Origin of the sequence: Micromonospora sp. NPDC023737 (assembly GCF_040639715.1) — a bacterium.
Taxonomy (GTDB): domain Bacteria; phylum Actinomycetota; class Actinomycetes; order Mycobacteriales; family Micromonosporaceae; genus Micromonospora.
In genome coordinates this window covers 432,439-456,582 of record NZ_JBFAAL010000001.1, presented here as the reverse complement: position 1 = coordinate 456,582, position 24,144 = coordinate 432,439, and the positions used below count along the sequence as shown (strand labels likewise).

General features: G+C 73.3%; 15 protein-coding genes. 6 read left to right on the top strand and 9 right to left on the bottom strand.

Annotated features, from left to right (window positions below):
• The first annotated feature begins 381 nt into the window (after positions 1-381).
• From AB0F98_RS01980 to AB0F98_RS01965, 4 genes are read left to right on the top strand one after another with little or no spacing between them, the layout of a single operon-like run.
• On the top strand, positions 382-3,588 hold the full coding sequence (locus AB0F98_RS01980) for an FtsX-like permease family protein (protein WP_357727196.1): 3,207 nt from the start codon (positions 382-384) through the stop codon (positions 3,586-3,588).
• On the top strand, positions 3,585-6,278 hold the full coding sequence (locus AB0F98_RS01975) for an FtsX-like permease family protein (RefSeq protein WP_357727193.1): 2,694 nt from the start codon (positions 3,585-3,587) through the stop codon (positions 6,276-6,278). The genes AB0F98_RS01980 and AB0F98_RS01975 overlap by 4 nt, the downstream gene beginning before the upstream one ends.
• A gap of 1 nt (position 6,279) precedes the next feature.
• Positions 6,280-7,275: an ABC transporter ATP-binding protein gene (locus AB0F98_RS01970; protein WP_357727190.1), complete on the top strand. Its 996-nt coding sequence runs from the start codon at positions 6,280-6,282 to the stop codon at positions 7,273-7,275.
• Positions 7,272-8,051: an ABC transporter ATP-binding protein gene (locus AB0F98_RS01965; protein ID WP_357727187.1), complete on the top strand. Its 780-nt coding sequence runs from the start codon at positions 7,272-7,274 to the stop codon at positions 8,049-8,051. Before AB0F98_RS01970 ends, AB0F98_RS01965 begins: the two co-directional genes overlap by 4 nt.
• 108 nt (positions 8,052-8,159) lie before the next feature.
• Here the strand turns inward: AB0F98_RS01965 and AB0F98_RS01960 are convergent, their stop codons facing one another.
• From AB0F98_RS01960 to AB0F98_RS01950, 3 genes are all read right to left on the bottom strand, one after another.
• Positions 8,160-8,612 carry a GNAT family N-acetyltransferase gene (locus AB0F98_RS01960; protein WP_357727184.1) on the bottom strand — a complete coding sequence of 151 codons (453 nt, stop codon included), beginning with the start codon at positions 8,610-8,612 and terminating at the stop codon, positions 8,160-8,162.
• Positions 8,613-8,784: 172 nt separating this feature from the next.
• Positions 8,785-10,344: an alpha/beta hydrolase gene (locus AB0F98_RS01955; RefSeq protein ID WP_357728993.1), complete on the bottom strand. Its 1,560-nt coding sequence runs from the start codon at positions 10,342-10,344 to the stop codon at positions 8,785-8,787.
• A 69-nt stretch (positions 10,345-10,413) separates the two neighbouring features.
• Positions 10,414-11,526 carry an ATP-dependent DNA ligase gene (locus AB0F98_RS01950; protein WP_357727181.1) on the bottom strand — a complete coding sequence of 371 codons (1,113 nt, stop codon included), beginning with the start codon at positions 11,524-11,526 and terminating at the stop codon, positions 10,414-10,416.
• 136 nt (positions 11,527-11,662) lie between these two features.
• On the opposite strand from AB0F98_RS01950, the gene AB0F98_RS01945 reads away from it, so the two are divergent.
• Complete coding sequence (locus AB0F98_RS01945) at positions 11,663-11,875, top strand: hypothetical protein (protein ID WP_357727178.1); 213 nt, start codon at positions 11,663-11,665, stop codon at positions 11,873-11,875.
• An 84-nt stretch (positions 11,876-11,959) separates the two neighbouring features.
• Here AB0F98_RS01945 and AB0F98_RS01940 read toward each other — a convergent pair whose 3' ends face one another.
• The gene (locus tag AB0F98_RS01940) at positions 11,960-12,877 is read right to left on the bottom strand and encodes a DNA-3-methyladenine glycosylase 2 family protein (protein WP_357728990.1); all 918 of its coding nucleotides are present in this window, start codon (positions 12,875-12,877) and stop codon (positions 11,960-11,962) included.
• Positions 12,878-13,028: 151 nt separating this feature from the next.
• On the bottom strand, positions 13,029-16,541 hold the full coding sequence (locus tag AB0F98_RS01935; protein WP_357727175.1) for a CDP-glycerol glycerophosphotransferase family protein: 3,513 nt from the start codon (positions 16,539-16,541) through the stop codon (positions 13,029-13,031).
• A gap of 438 nt (positions 16,542-16,979) precedes the next feature.
• Between AB0F98_RS01935 and AB0F98_RS01930 the strand changes: the two genes are divergently transcribed.
• A complete protein-coding gene (locus AB0F98_RS01930) occupies positions 16,980-17,930 on the top strand; it encodes a CDP-alcohol phosphatidyltransferase family protein (RefSeq protein WP_357727172.1) in 951 nt (316 codons plus the stop codon).
• 201 nt (positions 17,931-18,131) lie between these two features.
• Here AB0F98_RS01930 and AB0F98_RS01925 read toward each other — a convergent pair whose 3' ends face one another.
• The 4 genes from AB0F98_RS01925 to AB0F98_RS01910 form a co-directional block, all read right to left on the bottom strand.
• The gene (locus tag AB0F98_RS01925; RefSeq protein WP_357727169.1) at positions 18,132-18,989 is read right to left on the bottom strand and encodes a fused MFS/spermidine synthase; all 858 of its coding nucleotides are present in this window, start codon (positions 18,987-18,989) and stop codon (positions 18,132-18,134) included.
• A 553-nt stretch (positions 18,990-19,542) separates the two neighbouring features.
• Complete coding sequence (locus AB0F98_RS01920) at positions 19,543-20,517, bottom strand: hypothetical protein (protein ID WP_357727166.1); 975 nt, start codon at positions 20,515-20,517, stop codon at positions 19,543-19,545.
• Positions 20,514-22,988, bottom strand: coding sequence for an SMC family ATPase (locus AB0F98_RS01915; protein ID WP_357727163.1), 2,475 nt, complete (start codon positions 22,986-22,988; stop codon positions 20,514-20,516). The genes AB0F98_RS01920 and AB0F98_RS01915 overlap by 4 nt, the downstream gene beginning before the upstream one ends.
• On the bottom strand, positions 22,988-24,136 hold the full coding sequence (locus AB0F98_RS01910) for an exonuclease SbcCD subunit D (protein ID WP_357727160.1): 1,149 nt from the start codon (positions 24,134-24,136) through the stop codon (positions 22,988-22,990). Before AB0F98_RS01910 ends, AB0F98_RS01915 begins: the two co-directional genes overlap by 1 nt.
• Positions 24,137-24,144: the final 8 nt, after the last annotated feature.

The following is a 24,144-nucleotide window of genomic DNA, read 5'->3' as shown; positions in this document are numbered from 1 at the left end:
ATTTATAGGGCTAGTTGTTCTTCCTGAACGCGTCTCGGATGGCCTGGCCGGGGTTGCAGAACCCCCACCACACGTCGGCGAGGAAAGCGCGCATGAGTACCTCCGGATGAGCGTTGAATCCGCCGGATAACCTGCCTGCCTACGCTCCATGTCGGGATGCCCTCCACCTGGTAAAACACCCCCGCCGCATAGCGCTAAGGGGTGCGACACCCCGAAAATGCCGGGCGAACCCAAACGGGTGCAGCCCTCACGCGACCGCGACCGCCCCCGATGACCGCGGACGAGCGCCAAGGGTAACGATCATGTAACGGGCGGAACCTTTTCCGTGCCGTGACCGCTCTTCCTGGTCGATTCGGCCCAGGGGCCAGGGGAGGGCATCGGATGAAGTTGGTGTGGAGGCGGGCCCGAGAGGCGCGGGGGCTGCTGGCGGCCGCGTTGATCGCGGCGCTGGTCGCGGTGGCGCTCGTGACCGGTCTCTCCGAGTACAACCGCCGAGCGGTGGACGCGGGGCAGCGTGCGCTGGTGGCGGCCGCGTCGGCGGAAGAGCGGAGCCTGCTGGTCAGCGGGTCGGGCGGGGCCGACGCCGACGAGTTCGCGACCCGGGACCGGAAGGTCCGCGACGAGTTCGCCCACGGTCTCGGGGATGCGCAGGTCACCGTCGCCGCCGCCCGGTACGGCACCGGCCGGGAGCTGACCGGCGATCTCGGCCCGGCGGTCCGCCCCGGCGGGGACCCGGTCTTCGCCAACCTGTCGACGCTGGAGAACCTGGCCGGGCACGCAGACCTGGTCGCCGGCGCGTGGCCGGCGCCGGGTGCGCGGCCCACGCAGGTGACGCTGCCGGAGAAGGTCGCCGCGGCGCTCGGGCTCGAACCGGGCGAGCGGGTGCCGCTGCGGGACCGCCGGACGGAGCGGAACGAGGCGGTGGTTCTCGTCGGCACCTGGCGGCCCCACGACCCGGGAGACCCGTACTGGCGACTCGCGCCCGGCGTCGGCACCGGTGCCGCCAGCGACGACGCGGCCGCCACCTCGGGCACGTCGTACGGCCCCTTCGTGCTCGACCCCAAGGACTTCGAGGCGACCTTCCCGGGCTCCGTCTCCGCCTCCTGGATGGTGGAGCCGGACCTCACCACCGTCGAGCCGTCCCGGGTGTCCACGGTCCGACAGGCCGCCGCCGACGTCGCGGCCGACCTGCCGGCAGCGGCGGACCTCGGCGCGTCCGCGCAGACCGTGACCCGGATCGACCAACTGCTGGACCGGATCAGCCGGGCCGACCTGGTGGGCCGATCCGCACTCACCACACCGCTGCTGCTCATCGTGGTGCTCGGCGGGTACGCGTTGGTGCTGGTCGCCGCACTGCTGCACGAGGATCGCCGAGCACAGAACGCCCTGCTACGCGCTCGCGGCGCGGCGCGCCGGCAGCTCGCCGGACTCGCCGCCCGGGAGGCGACCCTGGTGGTCGCCCCGGCCGCCCTGCTCGGCCCGCTGGCCGCCGGGGAGGCGTTGCGGCACCTGCGGCCGGTCGGCTCGGAAACAAGCGTCGCCTCCGGCACCAGCGGGCTGCTCTGGGCGGCCGCCGCGGCAGCCGCCGTGGGTTGTCTGGTGGCGATGGTCGCTCCCACCCTGCGCGGCGCCGGCACGTACGTGGCCGACATGGCCGCCCGTTCCCGCCCGAAGCGGAGCGCCGCCGTCCAACGCGCCAGCGTCGACCTGGTGCTGGTCGCCCTCGCCGTGCTCGCCTGGGTGCAGTTGCACCAGTACGCCTCCCCGCTGGCCGGGGCCGGCGGCCAGCTCGGCATCGACCCGCTGCTGGTCGCGGCACCGACGCTGGGCGTGCTCGCCGGGGCGGTCGTGGCGCTGCGGCTGCTGCCGCCGGCCACCCGGTTCGCCGAGCGGTTCGTGGACCGCCGGCCATGGACCGCGACCATGTTCGGCATGTGGCAGGCCGGTCGGCGCCCACACGCCGGCCCGGTGCTGCTGCTCGCGCTCGCCGTCGGCGGCAGCACGCTCGCCTGGTCGCTGGTGGCCACCGGCGAACGCTCCCAGGTCGACCAGGCCGACCACACGGTCGGTGCCGACCTGCGCCTGACCGAGCGCAACGGCGTCGCCCCGGCGGACCGGGCCGGTCAGCTCGCGGCGCTGCCCGGCGTCGAGCAGGCCCTGCCGGCCTGGCGGGACGAGGTGCGGATCGGCCGGGCCAACCTCCCGGTCACCGTGCTCAGCCTCGACACGGCCGCCGCGGCCGGCACGGTGCGGTTCAACGACCGGTTGGCCGACGAACCGGTGCCGCGGCTCTACCAACGGATGGTCGACGCGCGCGGCACCGCGGCCGGGCTCGACCTGCCCGCCGGCACCAAGAAGATCACCGGTGTCGTCAGCACCCCCGTCGATCGAGCGGAGCGCAGCCTCCAGGTCGCCGTTTCGATCCTGGTGACCAGCGCGAACGGAAATGCCTGGCGACTGCCGGCGGCGACCGGCACCAGTGACGGCCACGCCGTGCGGTTCGACGTCGAACTGCCTGACGTCGGCGTACCGCTGCGGCTGGCCGGGTTCGAGGCCGACGGCGGGGATACGGCCGGGACCATCTACCGGCTGCGGATATCCGACCTGCGGCTGATCGGTGCGGACGGATCGGCGGAGCCGGCCAGCCTCACTGACACCTGGGTGCTCCGCGTCCCGGAGAGCGATCTGCCGCAACGGGCCGACACGACGGGTACCAGCGTCGCCGCCGACCGGTCGGCGATCACCCTTCCGGGCGGGCAGTTCGCGTTCCAGCCCGCATCGCGGTTCGCCGTGGTGCCCGATGGCGAGAACACGCCGGTACCGGCCCTCATGACCCCGCGGGTCCGGGACGAGCTGAGTTTGCACATCGGCGACACGGTGGACCTGCCGCTGTCCGGCGCCACGCTGCCGGTGAAGCTCGTCGGCGAGGTGGACGCGCTTCCCGGAACAGCCGGTGACGGGGTGCTGCTGGATCTCCCGGCGGCGGTCGACTGGCTGATCCGGGACCGCGGAACCGTCCGGCCGACTGTGGAATGGTGGGTCGGTTCGGCCGCCGGCGAGGAGGCGGCCACGGCCCGGGCCGCCGCCGGCCTGTCCGTGGTCACCGTCCTCGACCGCCGACAGGTGGCGGAGGCGGCGGAGCAGGACCCGTACTGGCGGGGCGCCCACGTCGGCCTGCTCGCCGCGGCGTTGGGCTCCGTGCTGCTCGCCCTGGTCGGTCTCCTGGTCGACGTCTGGGCCACCGCCCGACGCCGGCTGTCCGAGTACACGGTGCTGAACACGCTCGGCGCGACCCCCCGGCTGCTGGCCCGGGCGTTGCTCGCCGAACAGACCTTCCTGGCCGGTATCGGCGTCGGGGTGGGGCTGCTGCTCGGCGCGGCGGTCGGCGCCACCATGGCGCCCCTGGTCATCCTCACGCCGGCCGCCGGCCGGCCGATGCCCGAGGCGGTCTTCACGCTGCCGTGGCTGCCGATCGGCCTGACCGCGGTAGGCCTGCTGCTGGCGGCGCTCGCCGCCAGCACCTTCATCGCCGTCGGCATCCGGCAGCGGGTGTCTGCGGCACAGCTGCGGATCGGGGGAGAACGGTGAGCATCGGCGCGGTCGTCCGCCGCATCCGGGCGTACGGGGGGCAGTTCCTGCTCCTCGGAGTCCTGACATTGGTCATCACGCTGCTGATCAGCGGCGTGCCCCGGATCACGAACCGGCTCACCGAGCAAGGGCTGCGGGAGCACATGGCCCAGCAGTTGCCGGCGCGACGCGACATCACGTACACGATCGGGTCGGACGCCGGAAGCTCGGTCCCGTCCAACGCGAGCGCCGGGCAGAACAGACTGGACGTCCTCCAGGAGACGATGCCGGACCAGGTCGGGCACGCGGTGTCCGAGCGTTGGTACGTCGCCGACGGCCCGGTCGGCCGGTTGACCGGACCGGACCTGAAGCGGAACAACCTCCTGGTCGACCTCGGCCTGCGGGCCATGCCCGCGGTGCCGGAAGCGGCCAAGATGGTCGACGGGCGCTGGCCGGCGGACGACGTGGCCCGCGACGAGCCGACCCAGATCGCGCTCAGCGCGGACACCGCCCGGAAGCTGGACCTGCGCGTCGGCAGCAAGCTGCGGCTCGCCCTGCCGGAGAGCAAGGTTCCCAGCGTCTCGGTGGTCGTGGTGGGGATCTTCGCTCCGAACGACCCGTCCGACGGGGTCTGGGACAGCCTGCCGCAGCTGCTCCGGGCGGCCGAGCCACTGGGCGACGGCCAGCCGTTCATCGCCGTCGGGTTGACCACCATCAGCGCGTTGGATCACCGGGCGGCCGACGGGGTGTGGCTCACGCACAGCTGGCGGTACCGGGTCGACGGCGACGCGGTCGACGCCGAACAGCTGGACCTCACGATCGACGAGCTGCAGCGCCTGGAGCAGACCGCGCCGACCGGTCTGAAGGTCGTGCAGGGGGTGGACGTGCCACTGCGGGAGTTCCGGGACGCGCTCGCCTCGGCCCGTACGCTGCTCGCGGTGATCGCCGCCGGCGTGCTCGCCACGCTGGCCGGTCTGGTGCTCCTCGCCGCCGGACTGGCCGCGCGCCGTCGCCGCGGCGAGTTCGCCCTGCTGCGTGCACGTGGCGGCGGATCGACCACGGTGGCCCGGCGGACCTTCGCCGAATCGCTGCTGGTGACCGTCCCGGCCGCGGCCGTCGGTTGGCTGCTGGGGACGCTCGTGCCCGGCGCACCCGGCTCCACTGTCCCGTACGCCGTGGCGGCGACCGTGTTGATCGCCCTGGCCCTGCCCGTCGCCGCCCTCGCCACGTCGGGCGGCATCGGTCGCCGCGACCTGGTCCGGCTGCGCCCGTCCGCACGGCGGCTCACCCTGGAGGCGTCGCTGCTGGTCCTCGCCGGGCTCGCGGTGGTGCTGCTGCGCCGACGTGGCCTGACTCTGGGCGAGGTGGACCCGCTGCTGGTGGCGGTGCCGGTCCTGCTGGCGGCGGCGGTGGCGGTGCTGGCGCTGCGCGCGTACCCGTGGCCGCTGCAGCTGGTCAGCCGGCTCGCGGCGCGCGCCCGGGGCAGCGTCGCCTTCCTCGGCACCGCCCGCGCCGGCCGCGCCGTGGTGTCCGCACCGCTGGTGGTGGTCGTGCTGGCGATCGCCACCGCGGGCTTCTGCGCGGTCGTCTCCTCGGGGATCGAAGCCAGCCGGGACCGGGCCGCGAGCGAGCGGATTCCCGGCGACGCCCTGGTCACCGGGGATCGGCTGGCCCCCGATACGGCGGACGCCCTGAGCGGCCTGAGCGGCGTGCGGGCGGTGGCGGCGTTGGCGACCGAACCAGGGCAGCGACCGGCGCGTAGCAAGGCCGGCCTCGACGCCGGAATCAACCAGGTGAGCGTGCTGGCGGTCGACGCCCCGGCCCTGGCCCGGGTCGGTGGGGCGGCCGGCCGGGAGCTGTCGATACCTCCGGCGATGCTCGCCGAAGCGGGTGACGGGCCGCTGCCCGCGCTGGTCTCACCGGCCGTCGCGACCGACCTCGCCCGGGCCGGGCTGGACGGGTCGGCGTTCCTGTCCCTGCAGGGCCAGCGGTACGAGTTCCGGGTGGCCGACACGACGGAGAGCTTTCCGCTGGTGACGCCGGGAACCGAGCGGTTCGTCGTGCTGCCGCTGCAGGCGTTGCCGGACCGGCCCACGGTCGCGGTGCCGACGGGTTTCGTGGTGGCCGGCGACGGTCTGGACACCGAGGCGCTGCGCCGCACCGGCGACGAGGGGCAACGGCGCTACCAGCGGGGTGGCGTCGTGTCGGGCGGCGAGCGTCCGCGTGGCGCGGAGGTGCAGACCTGGGCGGCGAGCCGTCAACAGGTCGGCGAGGGCGGGGCCAACGGCCTGCTGGCGTTCGGCTTCGCCTCCGGGGCGGCCGGTGGCACCGTGCTGGGGCTGCTCGCCATCGCGTTCACCGTGCTGGCCGGCGCCCGCGCCCGCGGGCAGGTGCTGTCCCGGCTGCGTACGCTCGGCCTGTCCCGCCGGCAGTGGCGGGGCCTGCTCCTGGTCGAGCTGACGCCGCTCGTCGGCGTCGCGGTGTTCACCGGCGCTTTCGTGGGTGCGCTGCTGCCGCTGCTGCTCACGCCGCTGCTCGGTCTGTCCGCCTTCACCAGCGGCATGCCCGTCCGGGTGGCGTTCGAACCGGGCCTGGTGGTCGCGGTCGTCGCGCTCGGGGCGCTCGCCCTTGGCTTCGCGGTCGCCATAGAGGCCCTGAACAACCGCCGGCTGCGCCTCGGTGAGGTGCTCCGGCTCGGAGAGGAGAGCTGAGATGACCGCTACCGCGGCGACACCGGTCGTGCCGGACCTGGCCGACCTTCAGAAGCGGGCCGCGCAGCGCGCGGCCGAGCGGGCCGGCGGCCGTGACCGGCTGCGTGGACACATCGTCTGCGACGGGCTGGTCCGCATCTTCAAGACCGAAGGTGTGGAGGTGGTCGCCCTCCAGGGGCTCGACCTGGTCATCGACCGGGGTGAACTGGTGGCCATCGTCGGTGCCTCCGGCTCCGGAAAGTCCACCCTGCTCAACATCCTCTCCGGTCTGGACACCCCGACCGCCGGTATCGCCAGGGTGGCCGGATACGACCTGCTCAACCTCTCCGTGAAGCGGCGGTTGAGCTACCGGCGCAAGACGGTCGGCTTCGTCTGGCAGCAGACCGGACGCAACCTGATGCCGTACCTGACCGCGTTGGAGAACGTCGAGCTGCCGATGCAGCTGGCCGGCCGCCGTGGTGGCCGGGCGCGACGTGAGCGGGCCCGGCAGCTGCTGGAGATGGTCGGCGTCGGCTACTGCGCGGATCGGCGGCCCGGCCAGCTCAGCGGCGGCGAGCAGCAGCGCTGCGCGGTGGCCGTGGCGGTGGCGAACGACCCGGAGGTGCTCTTCGCCGACGAGCCGACCGGCGAGCTGGACGAGGCCACCGGCGCGGATGTCTTCGCGGCGCTGCGCACCATCAACGCCGAGCTGGGCGTCACCGTCGTCGTGGTCACCCACGACCAGGCGGTCGCCACCCAGGTCCGGCGGACCGTCGCGATCCGCGACGGTCGGACCGCCTCGGAGGTGCGCCGGACCGCCCGCGTCGGCGCGGACGGCAGCACCGAGCTGGTGAGCGAGGAGTACGCGGTGCTCGACCGGACCGGCCGGATGCAGCTGCCGGCCGCGTTCGTGGAGGCGCTGGAGTTGCGGGACCGGGTCCGGCTCAACCTGGAGCCGGACCACGTGGAGGTGCGGCCGGGCGAGCAGTCCCGTGGCGAAGGAAAGGCGGAGGCATGAACGGGTGGGACGGGACGGCCGGTCGGGTGGTCGGCTCGGCGGACGGCCGGGACGGCACGGCGGCGAGTGGTCTGCTCGGCACGACCGCCACGCGGGCCGTCGAAGAGGTGGTCCGGGTCGAGGGAGTCAGCCGGACCTTCGGTCGTGGCGAGCATGCCGTGCACGCGGTCCGCGACGTGTCGTTCACCGCGGTGCGGGGCGAGCTGCTCGCCGTCCGCGGCCGCTCCGGCGCCGGGAAGACCACCCTGCTCAACATGATCGGTGGCCTGGACCGACCGGACAGCGGCCGGGTGGTGGTGGCCGGTCACGATGTGACGGCCGCGGGGGAGAAGGAACTGCTCCGGCTGCGGCGCGGCACTGTCGGCTTCATCTTCCAGACTTTCGGTCTGGTGCCGATCCTCTCCGCCGCCGAGAACGTCGGTGTGCCGCTGCGGCTGGCGAAGGTGCCGGCCGCCGAGCGGGAGGAGCGGGTCGCCATGCTGCTCGAACTGGTCGGGCTCGGTGGGCACGCGGCGCAGCGGCCGTACGAGCTCTCCGGCGGGCAGCAGCAGCGGGTCGCGGTGGCCCGCGCGCTCGCCAACGACCCCGACCTGCTGATCGCCGATGAGCCCACCGGTCAGCTCGACTCGGAGACCGGCCGATCGATCATGGACCTGCTCCGGGCGGTGGTGCAGGCGCGCGGCACCACCATCCTGGTCGCCACCCACGACCTCAACCTGATCGAGCTGGCCGACCGGGCCCTGACCCTCCGCGACGGCCGGCTGGTCGAGGGCTGATCGTCACGTACGTGGTCGACGGCGTGGCTGTGATGTTCGGGCTGGTGCGGGCACCACAACCACGCCGTGTGCGAAGCGCTCGGCCACGTGGTGGCCTTGCGGGCGCGCTCAGAGGGCCAGCTTCATGCCCTCGTGGCTCGCGACGAACCCGAGGTTCAGGTAGAAGCGGTGCGCGTCGTGGCGGGACTTGTCGGTGGTGAGCTGCATCAAGGCGCAGCCACGCTCCCGAGCCTGGTCGATCGCCCAGGTCATCATCCGCCGGCCCAGCCCCTGGCCGCGCTGGTCGGAACGGATCCGTACCGCCTCGATCAGTGCCCGCTCGGCACCGTGCCGGCTGAGGCCCGGAATGTAGGTGACCTGGAAGCAGCCGACCAGTTCGCCGTCGGCGTCCGCGACGATGAACTGGTTCCGTCGGTCGGCCGTGATGTCGGCGAACGCCTTCTCGTATGCGGCGTCGACCTCGACGAAGTCGCGCGCCTTGCCGAGCACGTCGTCGGAGAGCAGGGCGAGCACGGCGGGCAGGTCGGCCTGTGCCGCCTCCCGGAAGATCACGTCAGCCATGCGGTGAGCCTCGCACGGCGATCATGGCTCACTCCGGGCGGGCCGCCCGGCCACCCCACCCCGTCACACATGATCAACCTGAGATGCGCGATGGTGGCTGCAGTCGAACGCCCCGGACATCTGGACCATGTCCCGTCGCGCCGTCGCGCCGTCGCGCCGTCGCGCCGTCGGGTCAGCGGGCCGGGCAGCGCAGCCCTTCGCGGGGCACCGCCAGGTCGATCAGGTAGCCGTCCACCGCGTCGGTGATGCAGGGCGTCTGCGGGTAGGCCGTGTGCCCCTCACCCTCCCAGGTCAGCACCCGGCCGACCCCGAGCATCGAGGCGAGCGCACCGGTCTGCTCATAGGGGGTGGCGGGATCGCCCGTGGTGCCCACCACCACGATCGGCGGCGCCCCGGTGGCCGCACCGGTCGGGTACGGGTCCCGCCCGCCCGGCCACTCGGCGCAGCCGAGCAGGCCCACCGCCAGCGCCGGCCCGAACAGCGGGTACTTCTCCCGCCACTGCGACTGCAACTGGCGGATCTGCGTCACGCTCGGCTTCTCGTCCTCGTCGGCGCAGTTGACCGCCAGGTTGGCGTCGAACAGGTTCGAGTAGTGACCGTCGCTGTCGCGGCCGGCGTACGAGTCGGCCAGGCGGAACACGTCCTTCGGATCACCGCCCTCGAGCCGGTCGATGGCGCGGGCCAGCTCCTGCCAGCCCTGTTCGGTGTAGAGGGAGGAGATGACCGCGTAGAAGACCCAACCCGCGGTCGCCTCCCGCCCGTCGGCGCCACGCACCGGCGAGACCCGCGCCTTGTCGATCGCGGAGGTCACGGCCGCCCGGGCATCCGGGGCGATCGGGCAGCGCCCGGCGTTCGCCGCGCACCACCGGGTGAAGTTCGTGAACGCCCGCTCGAAGCCTTTCGCCTGGCTCTCCGAGCCGGCCACCAGACCCTGCCTCGGGTCGACCGCCCCGTCGAGCACCAGCGCCCGCACGCGTTGCGGAAAGAGTTGGGCGTACGTGGCGCCGAGCAGGGTGCCGTACGAGTAGCCGAGGTAGGTGAGCTTGTCGTCGCCGACCGCGGCCCGCACCGCGTCCATGTCACGGGCCGCCTGCTCGGTGCCGTAGAGCGGCAACTGGTCGCCGTACTTCGCGCCGCAGCCCTGACCGATCTTCTGGTTCAGCGTCACGAAGCCTTCGAACGACTCCTGGGCGCGCGGGTCGGGGTCGTAGCCGAAGCTCGCATCGAGGTCACCGTCGGAGATGCACTCGACCGGGCTGGAACGCTGAACCCCACGCGGGTCGAAACCGACGATGTCGAAACGCTCGGTCACCGCCGAGGGCAGCCCGCCGAACGCCGGTCCGAAGGACAGGAAGACGGCGGTGTCGACCCCGGACCCGCCCGGGCCACCCGGGTTGATGACCAGCGAGCCGATCCGGTCGCGCTGTTTGCTCGAGCGGGCGCGCAGCAGGGCGATCTCGAACGTCTCGCCGGTGCCCGGGCCCGCGGTGGCGCCGCCGCGGGTGCCCCAGTTGCGCGGCACCGCGATCCGGGTGCACTCGTAGCGCATGTCGGGCGCGCCGCGCCCGACGAGCTGATCGGCGACCTCCGGACAGGCCCGCCAGGTCGGCGCGGTGCCGGGCGCAGCGACCGCGCCGGAGGGCTCCCCCGCGGACTCGACGCGCGGCGCGAACGTCGGCAGCGTGCAGCCGGCGGTGAGCAGTACGACGGCGGCGAGTCCGGCGAGAACCAGGCGGACCCGGCGGAGCCGGTCGGTGGTGCGGTACACGAGTCGGCCCTCCGTGATCGTCTCGCGGCCAGGCTACGCCGGGCCGGAGGTGGCCGGCGTCGCGGTGGCCGTCGGGTCGCCGCGGAGCACCTGGTCGACGTCGAACCGCACCGGGCGGTCGAGCTGGTCGTAGCGGCAGGACCGGGGATCGCGGTCGGGCCGCCAGCGGACGAACTGGGCGGTGTGCCGGAACCGGTCGCCCTCCATCGCGTCGTAGCCGACCTCGAGCACCAGCTCCGGCCGGAGCGGCTCCCACTCGAGGTTCTTGGTGCCGGTCCACCGGCTCACCCCGCCGGGGATACGCTGCCCGCGCTCGTGGTCGCCGTGCACCCACGGGTGCTCGCCGCCGGTGTCCCGGTAGGGCGCCAACTCGTCGAGCAGCTCCTTGCGGCGGGCCATGGTGAAGGACGCGCTGACCCCGACGTGGTGCAGCACGCCGTCGTCGTAGAGGCCGAGCAGCAGTGAGCCCACCACCGGGCCGGACTTGTGCCAGCGGAAGCCGGCCACCACCACGTCGGCGGTGCGCGCGTGCTTGACCTTGAACATCAGTCGCTTGCCCGGCTCGTACGGCAGGTCGGCCGGCTTGACGATCAGCCCGTCCAGCCCGGCGCCCTCGAAGACGTCGAACCAGCGGTGTGCCGTGTCCGGGTCGGTGGTGACCTGGGTGACGTGCACCGGCGGGCGCACGTCGGCCAGCGCCGCCTCCAGCCGGGCCCGACGCCGGGGGTAGGGCTGGTCGAGCAGCGCCTCGTCGCCGATCGCCAGCAGGTCGAACGCGACGAAGTCGGCCGGGGTCGTCTCGGCGAGCAGCTTCACCCGGGACGCGGCCGGATGGATGCGCTGGCCCAGCAGCTCGAAGTCGAGCCTCGGCTGCCCACCCGGGCCGTCCCGGCGGATCACGATGAGTTCGCCGTCGACGGCGCAGCGCTCCGGCAGCTGCCGTCGGGCCTGCTCGACGACCTCCGGGAAGTAGCGGGTCATCGACTTGCCGCCCCGGCTGGACAACTCCACCTCGTCGCCATCCCGGAAGATGATGCACCGGAAGCCGTCCCACTTCGGCTCGTACGTCATCCCGGGCGCGGTGGGGATCCGCGGGACGCTCTTGGCGAGCATCGGCTCGACCGGCGGGTTGATGGGCAGCTCCACGGCGACCAGTCAACCAGACGGCACCGACAACCGTGAGGCACATCACCGCCGGGCGGTGCGTGTGGTGTCCGCCGCCGTCCCCCTCGTCACACCGCGGGCGAATCACAAAACCGCAGGTCAGAGCTACTTTCGCGGGGTGCCGGAGTGGAGTTGCGCCTGCTGCGGGCGGTACCGGGTCAGTGTCGAGCTGATTCGCGGCCGCTACCGCTACCGGCTGGTGCACCGCTACCCGCGTCAGTTCGGCGGTGGCAAGAACGTGCTCGGCGAGGTCGGCTCGATCAGCGAGTTGGAGGAGTTGCTGCGTCGGCGTACGCCCCTCACCCTCGCCGATCTCCGCGAGGCCGCCTGAGGCGGCCCGCCCTACCGCCGCACCCGACCGAGCCGCCTCCGGCGGGTGCGCGCGGAGTCCGGCGGTGGCGGCGGCTAGCGGCGATCAGAAGCGGGCGAACGAGCGGATCGGCGCCCTCGGGCCGTATTTCGGCGCCTGGATGCCGGCCGCCTCCAGCAGTACGCACACCCGCCCCCGGTGACCGCGGAACGGCTCCAGCAGAGCGAGCATCCGTGCGTCGTCGGCTCGGGGCTCACCGGCGAGGGCCCACGCGACGGTGTTCGGCACGTGATAGTCACCGACGCTGACCGCGTCCGGGTCGCCGTACGCCACCCGAACCACCTCGGCCGCGGTCCACGCACCGATCCCGGTCACGGCGGTCAACCGGCGGGTCGCCTCGACGGAGTCCACGCACCGCTCCAACCGGTCCGCGACGGCGGCGGCGCGGCGCAGCGTCTCGGCCCGGCGCTGCTCGACGCCGAACGGGTGGAAGACCCAGTACGGGGTGGCGGCGATCGCGGCCGGCTCCGGCGGCAGCAGCAGTGGCATCGGTCCGGGTGCGGGTTCGCGGAAGTGGCGGACCGTCGCGGAGTAGGCGCGGTAGGCCTCCTTGCCGGTGACCTTCTGCTCGAACACCGCGCGGAGCACCCGGGGGAAGACCAGCCCGGTGGCGGGCATCCGCAGTCCCCGGTGTTCCCGGGCGAGCCGGGCCACCAGCGGATGCGCCGCCGCGAGTTCGGCGAAACCGGCCAGGTCGTCGCGGAGGCCCGCGATCGCGTCGGCCCGCTCCACCACCCACTCGGCGCCCGGCCCGTGCCCCTCGGCCAGCAGTTCGCCGGCCTCGGGGCGCAGGGCGAGGGTGGCCGGCCCCTCGGGGGTGCGGGTGGCCCACCAGAACGTGCCCGCCGCGATCCGGGCGCACGGGTCGTACGGGCTGAAGGTCAGTGCCCGGACGGACGCCGCGAGCCGGTAGCCGGCCGGCGGGCGCAGCAGCCGACGTGCCCTCGGCTCGTTGCTGGTCACGGTCACCCGCCCACCCTGGCACAGGCGAAGCCGGCCCGGAGCACCGCCCGGGCCGGTGGCGACCGGCGACACCTCGTCGCCGGGTCGCCGCGCTCCGGCCGGGCGTCCCGTGCGTGGGTCCGCCCGACCGGCCGCCTACACGTCGGACCGGTCAGCTCAACAGCCGTTCGATGACACGGGTGCTCGCCTTGCCGTCGTCGAGGTCGCAGAATCGCTCGACGAAGGCCGCATACCGCTGGCGATAGTCGTAGGCGTTCGATTCGGCGAACCGGATCGCGTGGACCACCTCGGCGGAGGTGGCGAGCAGCGGCCCGGGCGCCTCCGACTCGAAGTCGAAGTAGAAGCCGCGCAGCTTGTCCCGGTAGTGCTCCAGATCATAGGTGAAGAACAGGATCGGCCGCCCGGTGTTGGCGTAGTCGAACATCAGCGACGAGTAGTCGGTGACGAGGATGTCGGTGACGGCCAGCAGGTCCGCGACGTCGGGGTAGCGGGACACGTCCCAGACGAAGCCGTCGCCGGTGCCCGGGATCTCGTCGACCACGTTGGGGTGGCGCCGCACGAGCAGGACGTGGTCGTCGCCCAGTTGCCGTCGGGCGTCGGCCAGGTCGAGCAGCATCGTCATCTTGTAGCGACCCATGCTGTGGAACTCGTCGTCACGCCAGGTGGGCGCGTAGAGGACCACCTTCTTGTCCGCCGGCAGCCCCAGCCGCTGCCGTACCCGCGCGGCCACGGACTCCTGGTCGCGGTAGAGGACGTCGTTGCGGGGGTAGCCCGATTCGAGGATTTCGCCGTCGAAACGGAAGGCCCGGCGCAGGATCGGTGTGCTGAACCGGTTGGGCGAGACAAGGAAGGACCAGTTGGGCACCTCCTTCGCCACTCGGCTCAGGTAGTCGCGGTCGGCGTGCCGCACCTCGGTCACGTCGAACCCGATGCGCTTGAGCGGGGTGCCGTGCCACAACTGCGCGACGGTCTGCCCGGGCGCGCGCTCGAACCAGTCGGGCAGGTGGGTGTTGGTGACGATGTAGCGGCAGGACGCCAACGCCTCGTACCAGTCCCGCCCGCCGTGCCGGACGGCGCGGGCGGTCGGCGGCAGGCTGACCTGACCGTCGCGCACGACCCAGAGGTGCTCGGCCGGGCCCAGCCCGCGCGCGATCATCTCCTCGTGGACCGCCCGCGGGCTGTCCGAGTACTGCCGACCGCTGAAACTGTCGAACAGCACCGCGTCCCGCCTCGGGAGGACCCGGGTGGCCTGATAGTGCTCCCGGAGCCGCTTGCGGTGGAAGGCGCCCTGCTCCTCAGGGAGCAGCATCGAGCCGGCGTCGAGGGCGCCGCTCTCGGCCCCGGTGGCCTCGACGGCGAAGCGTCGCCCATCGATGTCTGCGGTGACCGGCAGCCGGCGGAGCACCGACTGGGCGAAGGTCAGGTTGGTGAGGGCGGGGGACTCGTCGCCGTCGAGCTGGCACAGCACGTCCCACATGCCCGGCCGCAGCTCGACCCGGCCACCGAACAGTGGCAGGGCCCTCGGCGCGAACTCCGCCCGCCAGGTGTCGCCCTGCCAGGTGACCGGGATTCGGCAGCGTTCGCCGGTGCCGCGCAGCCGGAGCATCATCTCCGGCTCGCCCCGCGATCCGTCGTGGTCGCCGGTCAGCACGAGGACCCCGTCGTCGGTGAAGGTGACGTCGGTGACGACCGGGGCGGTCGCCCGGGCGCACAGCCACACGTAGCCGGCCGCGGTCGTGCGGATGTACACGTCGCGCCCCCGGTAACGCGTCCGGGCCTGGGGCAGGTCCTCCGGCGCGATGAGATGGACGACCTGCTTGCCCCCGCTGTAGAGGGCGATCTCGACGCGCCAGCGGTCCATCATGGCGCCGGGCGGTGGCGTCCAGGCGCGGCCGGTGGCGTCCGGGAACAGGTCCGTCAGGGGTACGACGGCCCGGAACGACGTCCACCCGCCGGACTGGTCGCCAAAGGTGGCCGGCACCCAGTGCTCGGGCACCCCCGGGGCGCGGCTCAGGCGGACGCGGCCCGCCACCGGGGACGGGCCCAGGATCTCGCCGCTGATCTCCAGCGCCTCGTCGCGGATGGCGCAGGCGGTGACGCGGGCCCGCACCTTCTCGACGCGCAGCGAGACCCCCTTGCCGGTGGCCATCGGCACGATCCGCACGTTGTCGTCGACGTAGTGCGGGGTGAGCCACGCCGAGACGGGCTCCACATCCAGCTTGACCTGGGTCTTGCGGAGGCCGGTGCGGCCGATGACACCGGCCGCGAGGCGCCAGCTCCCTTCGACCCAGGCGCCGTCCTTCTTGAGGACCGCCGGGTCGAACGCCGACTCGAACCCGGACCAGTCGTAGCTGCAGTCGCCGTGCTTGGAGTCGACCGTGGCGTCGGGGCACCGTCGCGGGCGGGCGCGCAACATGACCGCGCGCCGGCTCCGCTCCTCCCGGAGCCAGAGCAGCCGGCCCGAACTCCACGGCCGCGCCGAGCTGACACCGTCGACGTACGCGTGCCCGCGCAGCAGGATCCGGCCATCGCGCCAGGTGATGTCGTGCAGCTTGCCGCGTGCGTGCGCGTCGGGCAGCTGGTAGAGCGTGCGGGGCACGCCGACCTTCGGGTCGTCGAGGAACGGAAGCACCGCGTAGCGGCGGAGCCCGCGTACCGTCACGGGCGCCGGCATGCCGCCACGGGTGGCCAGGACCACTTCGACCAGCTCCGGCATCATCCGCTTGCGCACCAGGTGCCACTGCACCCGGTACTTCGCGGGCAGGCTCTTCAGCACCGCCGGGTCGACGCGGTCCAGGAAGTCGTTGGCGCGGTCGAGGAAGGCCTGACGGAACGCGTCGTCGGCGTCGGGCAGCGCGCGCAGCACCAGCGCCAGGTCGTCGACCAGGGCGTTTGCGTCGTACGAGCGCTTGATCCCCTTCTGGCCGTGGTCGGCGAGGAACCGGCTGACCCGGTCGACGGCGCTCAACCGGTCCGCCACGGTCGTCCAGTCGGTCGTCCGCTGGGTGATCGACGCCTCGCCGGCCTCGCGGCGGCGCCAGTAGTAGACGGGGACGTTGAGCACGTCGACCGTGGAGGCCATGGCGTGTGCGAGCACCGCCACCGGCACGTCCTCGAAGACCACGCCCTCGGGGAAGACCAGGCCGTGCTCGTCCCAGAAGCGTCGCCGGTAGACCTTGTTCCAGACCGTCCGGTCCTTGAGCAGGGCCCGGTGCTTCGAGACGTGCGTGCGCAGCTTGGTCTCGGGGAAGATCTTGGCGTGCATCGGTGACCGGGTGGCGCCCCGAGAGGTGAACTGCCGTACGTCGCCGCAGACGAAGTCGGAACCGGTGCGTTCCAGGCAGGCGATCGCGAGGGTGTACGCGTACGGAGGGAGCACGTCGTCGCCGTCGACGAAGGCGAGGTACGTGCCGGTGGCGGCCCGGATCCCGGTGTTCCGGGCGCTCCCGGGCCCGGCCTCCTCTTGCCGGATGACGCGGAACCGGGAATCGCGGGCCGCGAAGTCCGCCGCGATCACGCCCGTCCGGTCGACCGAACCGTCGTCGACGACGATCACCTCGAGATTGCGGTACGTCTGCCCGGCGATCGAGTTGAGACAGTCAGCGAGGAACGCGTCGACGTCGTGGGCGGGTACGACGACGCTGAGCAGCGCCCCGCCGGTCACGCCCCGGCCTCCGTGCGCCTCGAGGAACGCTGCCACATTCTGAGGTGGCACCCCGTCCCCGTTGCCCCCACGCGCCCGAAATTGCCCATTACGCCATACTCTCCACTTGACATGCGACGGCCCTCGACGGCGTCGCGGATCGTCCTGCGTCGGGACCAGAGTCAGAGACACAAAAGCCGCCGAGCCCACGGTTGCACCCGGCGGTCGGTGCCGACGAACCGAACGCTAACACCTCGTGAACTGCCGGTACATCGGCCAACGGGTAGGTCCCCGGGTGCCCGTCGGGATGTACACGGACCGGAGCGAAGGCGGCGACACCGGTCAATCCGCCCAACTGTCATCCGGGGTGATCGTGTGTTAGCGCTCAGGAGTATCTGCGGTAACCTGCTGCTGAATTTTGGCCGGCACGGGGACGGAGGCGGGGCCATGGGTGGCGGGTTGACTGTCGCAGAGGTGCGGGCCAGGACGTACAAGGCGCGCGATTCATGGTGGACGGTCTTCCTCGTCGACCCGCTCGCGTCCCGGCTGGTCTGGCTCGTCGCCCGGTTCCCGTCGGTGACTCCCAACCGGCTCACCGTCGCCGCGCTCGTGCTCGGCCTCGGTGCGGCGGCCGCGTTCGCCGCGGCGACCCCCGGCTGGCTGATAGTGGGAGCGTTGATCTTCCACCTGAGCTTCGTGGTCGACTGCATGGACGGCAAGGTCGCCCGGCTCAACGGCACCGGCTCGCTCTTCGGAGCCTGGCTCGACTACATCCTCGACCGCGTACGGGTGCTGATCTGCACCGTCGCTTTGATGGGCGGCCAGTACGAGCGGACCGGTGACGCCACCTTCCTGGTCGTGGGCGGCGGCATCGTCTTCCTGGACATGTTCCGCTACCTCAACGCGCTGCAGCTGTCGAAGGTCAAGACCGAGATGCGCCGCAGCCTCGCGGAGCGGATCGAGGCCGCGCCCGACCTGACGGCGATGTTCGCGGCGGAGTACGACGAGGAGACGCTGGATAAGGCCCACCCCAGCACCGCCGCCGTCATCCAGCGCCCCGACATGGCCCTGGAGCGCGACTTCCGCAGCCGCTTCTCCGGCTTCGCCCGCCTGCGCGACCTGCTCATCCGCGCCCGCGTCCGGGTGCACCTGATGAGTGGCATCGAGTTCCAGATGGCGGTCTTCATCATCGGGCCCCTCACCGGGGCCGTGCTTCCCGTCTCGATCGTCGCGGGCGTCCTCCTTCTGGTCTTCGAGTTCGCTCTCATCTACAAGCTGTGGCTACTGACCAAGTCGTTCGCCCGCTACGACGGCTACCTGGAGGGTGGCGAGGTCGTGGCCGACCGGCACGACGGCCTCGCGGAGGCGGCGCCGGTGCCGGCACCGCGCAACGTCGACGCCGCCCGCTGACCGCGCACCGGCGCCGCCTCACTGCGCAGCCTCGCGCTCCCGACGAGAGTCCGCTTCTCGTGCGCCACGTGCCCTCCTCGTTCCTCCGGCGCGCCCGGTGCTAGCCGGCGACCCGAGCGGATCAATGACGGACGAAGTATTTCCACCGACGAACGTCCGGCGTGGAGCGTCCGGGCGCCACGGAGGCCGCGACCTCGCTGGTCAGCTGCCGGTGGAGAAGAGGCCCGCTGGTGGCGGGGTTGAATCGGTGGCGTCGGCGTCACGGACGATGGCCGCCCCGCCGGCGAACCGGTCGAGGTCGTCACCGGCGACGACGCGCCCCGGGAACCAGTCGCCGGCGGCCCGGCGGGTCAGCTCCGGCACCGGTGGCTCGATGCGCCCGGCAATCAGCACCAGGTTGCCGTACCGGCGGCCCCGCAGCACCGCGGCGTCACCGATCAGGGCGGCCCGCGGAAGCACCGAGCGGACCGTTGCGACCTGCCGGCGGGCGTGCCGCAGGGGCGGACCGTCGGCCAGGTTGGCCAGGTACCAGCCGCCCGGCGCGAGCACCCGGGCGACCTCGGCCGCGTACTCGACGGACGTCAGGTGCGCCGGGGTGCGGGCACCCGCGAAGACGTCGGCGACGATCACGTCGTAGCTGCCGTCCCGGCTGCCGGCGAGCACCTCCCGCGCGTCGGCCACCCGCACCCGCAGCCGGGGATCAGGTGGTAGAGGCAGCACCCGGCGGACCAGCTCCACCAGAGGGCCGTCCACCTCGGCCACCCGCTGCGTCGAACCCGGACGGGTCGTGGACACGTACCGGGGGAGGCTGAGCGCCCCTCCGCCGAGGTGGAGCATCCGCAGCGGGGCGCCGGCGGGTGCCACCAGGTCGATGGCGGTGGCCAGGCGGCGGACGTACTCGAACTCCAGGTGGGTGGGGTCGGTCAGGTCGACGTGTGACTGCGGGGCCCCGTCCAGCAGTAGGGTCCACGAGCCGGCGCGGTCCCGGTCCGGGACCAGCTCCGCCCGGCCGGTCTGCACCTGCTCGATCACCCGGCCGTCGGCCCGCTTTCGCCCCACCGCACCAGTATCCCTGCCGCCTCCTGCCCTCGATTGCCGCCGGGTGCCTCCGGCCGGGACCGCGACGTCTTCCGTGCGGACCGTGCCGGGGCCGTTCGCCGGACGTGGCACATCTCGTCGGTGGTCGGGGCGCCTGCCACGACGCCTCCTCGCGACGGCGCGCACGAGTCGGCTGACTGGCGCCTGACTCTACGGAGAGTGATGAACTCTGCCGGCCGACCCTCAGCGCATCCTTTGCTCTGCACCCCGATACGCGCCGGTTACCAGATGTAGCTGGTGCGTATTGGGGTGCAGAGCAAAGGGCGGGGTGCGGGCTCGGTGCCCCGTGCGGCAGGTCGGACAAAGCGGCAGGTGGTGGCGGTGATGCTGGATCGGCGGCGATTCGAGCGGATTCCGTGGTCGCGCTGTCGATTACGCTCCGCAGTGGTGCCCGGTGGCGGGGAGTCGATTACCGTCGGTGGCGGTGTCGCCGCCGGCCGCGTGGCCTCCGGGCTAGGACTTCGAGTCGTGTCCTTGTGGCTGGGACCGGCGATGCGAGCCGCGCGGGCACGGGTCAGCGGCGGGTGGCGCCGGTGCGGGCCGCGGCGGTGAGCGCCCGATGCAACAGCCGAGCGTCGCCGAGCAGCGCGCGGAGTCGACGCTCCAGCCCCGCGATCGGGATCAGGTTCTGCGGTGCCCGTGGATCCTTGTAGGGCGTCGAGGCGAACCGGGGGAGCGTGACCAGGGAGAGGTCGGCCAGCTCGATCGCCTCGGAGATCTCGAGATCGGGTGAGCACTCCACCCGGACGATGCCCGCCCACGGGGCGCCGGCCATGACCGGCAGGCGCAGATACCAGGACCAACCGCCCCACGCGGTGCCGACGCGGAACACCGGCGAGCGCTGCCCGGCGGCCAGGCCGGTCACCACCGCGGTCAGCCGGGCGTCGAGGTACTGGCTGTGCTGCGTCTTGATGTAGCCGAGGGTGCGCGGCAGGTTACGGCGGCTGCGCAGCGGCCCGTCGACCACCAGCAGATCCCCGTCGCTGCGGGCCGCGTCGGAGACCGCCACCTCGAGCGCGGTCAACGGCGCCTGCACGGCCGCCGGCAGCTTGGCCAGCTCCCCGGTGCCGCTGACCCGGTGGACCGCGTACCGGATCGAACCGGCCACCACATCCTCCGCCGACGGGCTCGCCGTGAACAGGCCCCGACCGACCCGGGTACCCGCCAGCTGCGCCGCCCCCCGCTCCAGGTCGCACCGGACCACACCTGCCGCGTACGACGCCGCCACGCCCGGAAAGGAACCACCGTCGGCCTCGGCCGTCCAGAGGCTGGCATCGATGCGACGTACCCCGTCGACGAGCAGCACCACGTCGGGCGCGCGTACCCCGGCGCGGACGTCGATCGCCCGCCAGTCCACCGCCGGCAGCTCCGCGTCCGTCTCGACCTGGGCACTGCTCGGTGCGGCCGGACCCGTCGCCGAGGCCTCGAAGGAAGCGCCGTACGACGGGTCCCACGTGTCGACGTAGAACCGACCGCCGGGCGAGGTCACCGGCCGGTCCGTTCCACCCGGGCGGAGCGGGCGTCCTTGCGGACCTCGAACCGCACCGGTATCCGCTCGGCCAGCGCCGGCACGTGGGTGACCACCCCGACCATCCGGTCGCCCTTGGCGGCCAGGTTCTCCAAGGTGGCGGCGACCGTGTCGAGGGTCGCCGCGTCGAGAGTGCCGAAGCCCTCGTCCAGCACGATCGACTCCAGGCTCGCGGCAGTGGTGGAGAGGCCGGCGAGCTGCTCGGAGAGCGCCAGCGCCAACGCCAGTGACGCCTGGAACGTCTCGCCGCCGGAGAGCGTGCGTACGCCCCGGCGCAGCCCGGCGTCGTAGTGGTCGACGACGAAGAACTCACCCTTGTCGTGGACCAGGTCGTACTGGCCGCCGGAGAGTTCCCGCAGGATCCCCGACGCACCGTCGACCAACAGATCCAGCGCCTCGGCCAGCAGCCACCGCTCGAAGTTGTTGGCCCGCAGGTGCCCGGCGAGGGCCCGCGCGACCTGAGCCTGTCGCTCGTGTCCGGCCCGCTGCTCGCGCAGCTCAGCGGCCTGCTCGCGGCGCTCCAGCAACCGGCGCCGGTCCGCCTCGGCCCGCTCGACGGCGACCGCGGCGACCCGAACCGGATCTTCGGCGGCGGGCAGGCCGCCGCCGGCCAGCACACCGTCGATCCGCTCAGTCACCGCGGTCGCCGCCGCCTCCGCCTCGGTGACCGCCGCCGCCAGCCCCGCCCGCTCCGCCGTACGCCGCCGCGCCTCCGCGCCGGCCCACTCGGTCAGCACCGCCCACGCCCCGGCCACGTCGTCCCGGTCGGCGGCCGGCGGGCCGAAGCGTGCCAGCCCGTCCCGTGTGCCGTCGAAACGTCGCCAGGCCGCCCGCAGCCGCTCCTCGGCCGAGTCCACGGCGCCACGCGCCCGGCGAGCCGCCTCCCGCCCGGCCCGAACCGCGGCGCCCGCCTCGTCCAGCGCCCGCCGGAGCCGGGCGTGCTCGGCCAGCTGCTCCCGCAGCGCCTCCGCGCTGGCGGCCCCGGCGAGCTGCCCGTCCAGTTCGGCGAGCCGGGCGTCCAGGTGCTCCTGCCCGGCCCGGGCCTGTACCAGCGCCCGATCCAGCTCGCGTGCCGCCGCGTCGCGCTCCTGCACGACCCGCTTCGCCGCCTCACTCGCCGCCCGCGCCGCCTTGCCCGCCTCCACCGCGCGGGCCACCGCCGAACCGGCGGGCACCGCCGGCACATCCGCGACCACCTGCTCACAGACCGGGCAGGACGCCCCGCCGACCAGGTGCGCCCGCAACGCCATCGCCTGGTCGGTGGCCTTCGCCTCCTCGTGGGCCAGGAACGCCGCGGCCAGCTCCTCCTCCGCCCGTTCCGCCGCCGCCCGCGCCTCGGCCAGCGCCCGCACGGCCGCGTCATGCTCGGCGTCGGCCGCGGCCAACGCCGCGCGTACCGTCTCGGCCTGCCCAGTCAGCTTCTCCCGCTCCGCGTACGCGGTCAGGCGCACCCGCAGCGCGCTCTCGTCACCGGCGGCGGCCAGCTCCCCGCGGAGCTTCTCCTCGCGCTCCTCGGCGAGCGACACGGCGTCGACGGCCGCCTCGGCGTCGGCGCGCGCGGCCGTGACCGCCCGGGCCACCTCAGCCACCCCGTCCGGTGCCCGGACCGCGCCGAGCACGCTCAGCTCGCCGTCGAGCGCGTCGAGCGCCGCCGTCGCCTCCCGCGCCGAGGCCCGGGCCGCCTCCAACTCGGGTACGGCCGCGGCCACCGCCTCGGCCAGCTCGCGCATCCGGTCGACCTGGGCGGTGGCCCGGCCGAGCGTGTCGTCGTCCACGTCGGTGAGCCCGGCCAGCAGCTGGTCGACCGCCTCCAGCTTCGCCTCGGCCTGCGCGGCCCGGGCGGTGGCGCGTTTCTGCACCGCCTCGTAGACGCCCAGGTCGAGCAGGTTGACCAGGATCTGCTGGCGGGTGGCCGGCCTGGCGTGCAGGAAGTCGGCGAACTGCCCCTGCGGCAGCACCACGCAGCTGGTGAACTGCTCGTACGGCAGCCCGACCGCTTCCAGCACCGCGTCGTCCATCTCGGCCGGCGTGCCGGCCACGACCTCGCCCAGGTCCTCCGGGGCCAGCCCGGTGTCCAGCTTCGTCACGTCGAACCCGGGTGGCATCAGCTGCAACCCGGCGTTCGCGGTCTTCACGTTGCCCCGGCTGTCCCGCCGCACCACGCGGGTGGCCACGTAACGGGCCCCGGCGGACTCGAACACCAGGCGTACGCGGGCCTCGGCCGTCGACGGGGCGAGCGCGTTGGCCAGGCCACGCGTGCCACCCCAGCGCGGCACGGTGCCGTATAGGGCGAAACAGATCGCGTCCAGCACCGTCGACTTGCCGGAGCCGGTCGGGCCGACGAGCGCGAAGAAGTCCGCGTCGGTGAAGTCGACGGTGGTCTCGTCCCGGAAGACGGTGAAGCCCGCCATGTCCAGTCGGATCGGTCGCATCAGTGGTCGACCTCCTCGAGTAGCTCGTCGAAGAGCTCCTGAACGCCGTCGTCGGCGTGCCCGCGGCTGCTCAGGTAGTCGCCGAACAACTCCCGTGGGGAGCGGCCGGAACGTTGGGCGACCCGGGCGCCGCTGCCCGGCGCCGGCACCAGCTCGGGGTCGATGCGGATCTCCAGCGCCTGCGGCAGCAGCTCCTGCACCTCCTCGCGCAGCCCGGCCCGGGGCTGTTCGCGTACGTACACCCGCAGCCAGGCGTCCGGCTGCTCGAGCTCGGCGAGCTGGGCGAGGGTGCCCCGCACGGTGCGCAGCGCCGCCGCCGCCGTCACGGGGACCTCCCGTACCCGGGCGGCCGTGCCGGCGGTGACCTCGACGATCGTCACGGAGGGGACGTTCTCCTGTTCGCCGAAGTCCACGGCGAGAGGGCTGCCGCAGTAGCGGACCGGGCACGGACCGTCGATCCGCTGGGCGCGGTGCAGGTGCCCCAGCGCGACGTAGTGCGCGGTCGCCGGAAAGACGGTCGCGGGGACCGCGTAGCCGAGCACGGTGTGCGCGTCCCGCTCGCCACCGCCGGCGGCGGCCCCGGTGACCGTCAGGTGCGCGGTGACCAGGTGAACCCGGTCCGGCTCGGTGAAGCTCTCGGTGAGCCGGCCCAGCACCCGGCGCAGGTGGTCGGCGTACGTCTGGTTGGCCTCGGCCGCGGTGAGTTCGTACATCTCGACGGCGCGGACCGCGTACCGCTGCGAGAGGAACGGCAACGCGGCCAGCCGCCAGCGATCCCCGGAGGTGGTGGTGCCGTCGATGACGTGCTCGTCGGGGTTCTCCCGGACGCTGCCGCGCAGCGTGATGCCGGCCGCCTCGGCCCACGGACGCAGCGCGTCGAGCGCGGCGCCGTTGTCGTGGTTGCCGCCGATGGCGACCACGTCCGCGCCGGTGCGGCGCAGCGCGGTCAGCGCCCGGGTCACCAGGCGGGTGGCCTCCGGCGTCGGTGCGGCCGTGTCGTAGAGGTCGCCGGCGACGATGACGAGATCGGGCTGCTCCGCACGGGCGATGTCGATCACGCCGGCCAGCACCGACTTGTGCTCCTCGGCCCGCGACCGCCCCTTGAGGACCTTGCCGACGTGCCAGTCCGAGGTGTGCAGGATCTTCACCAGGCCCC

Excerpts from the sequence above, each read along its gene's own strand:
- AB0F98_RS01915 (WP_357727163.1), bottom strand. The coding sequence starts at position 22,988 with ATGCGACCGATCCGACTGGACATGGCGGGCTTCACCGTCTTCCGGGAC.
- AB0F98_RS01980 (WP_357727196.1), top strand. The coding sequence starts at position 382 with ATGAAGTTGGTGTGGAGGCGGGCCCGAGAGGCGCGGGGGCTGCTGGCG.
- AB0F98_RS01965 (WP_357727187.1), top strand. The coding sequence starts at position 7,272 with ATGAACGGGTGGGACGGGACGGCCGGTCGGGTGGTCGGCTCGGCGGAC.
- AB0F98_RS01970 (WP_357727190.1), top strand. The coding sequence starts at position 6,280 with ATGACCGCTACCGCGGCGACACCGGTCGTGCCGGACCTGGCCGACCTT.
- AB0F98_RS01960 (WP_357727184.1), bottom strand. The coding sequence starts at position 8,612 with ATGGCTGACGTGATCTTCCGGGAGGCGGCACAGGCCGACCTGCCCGCC.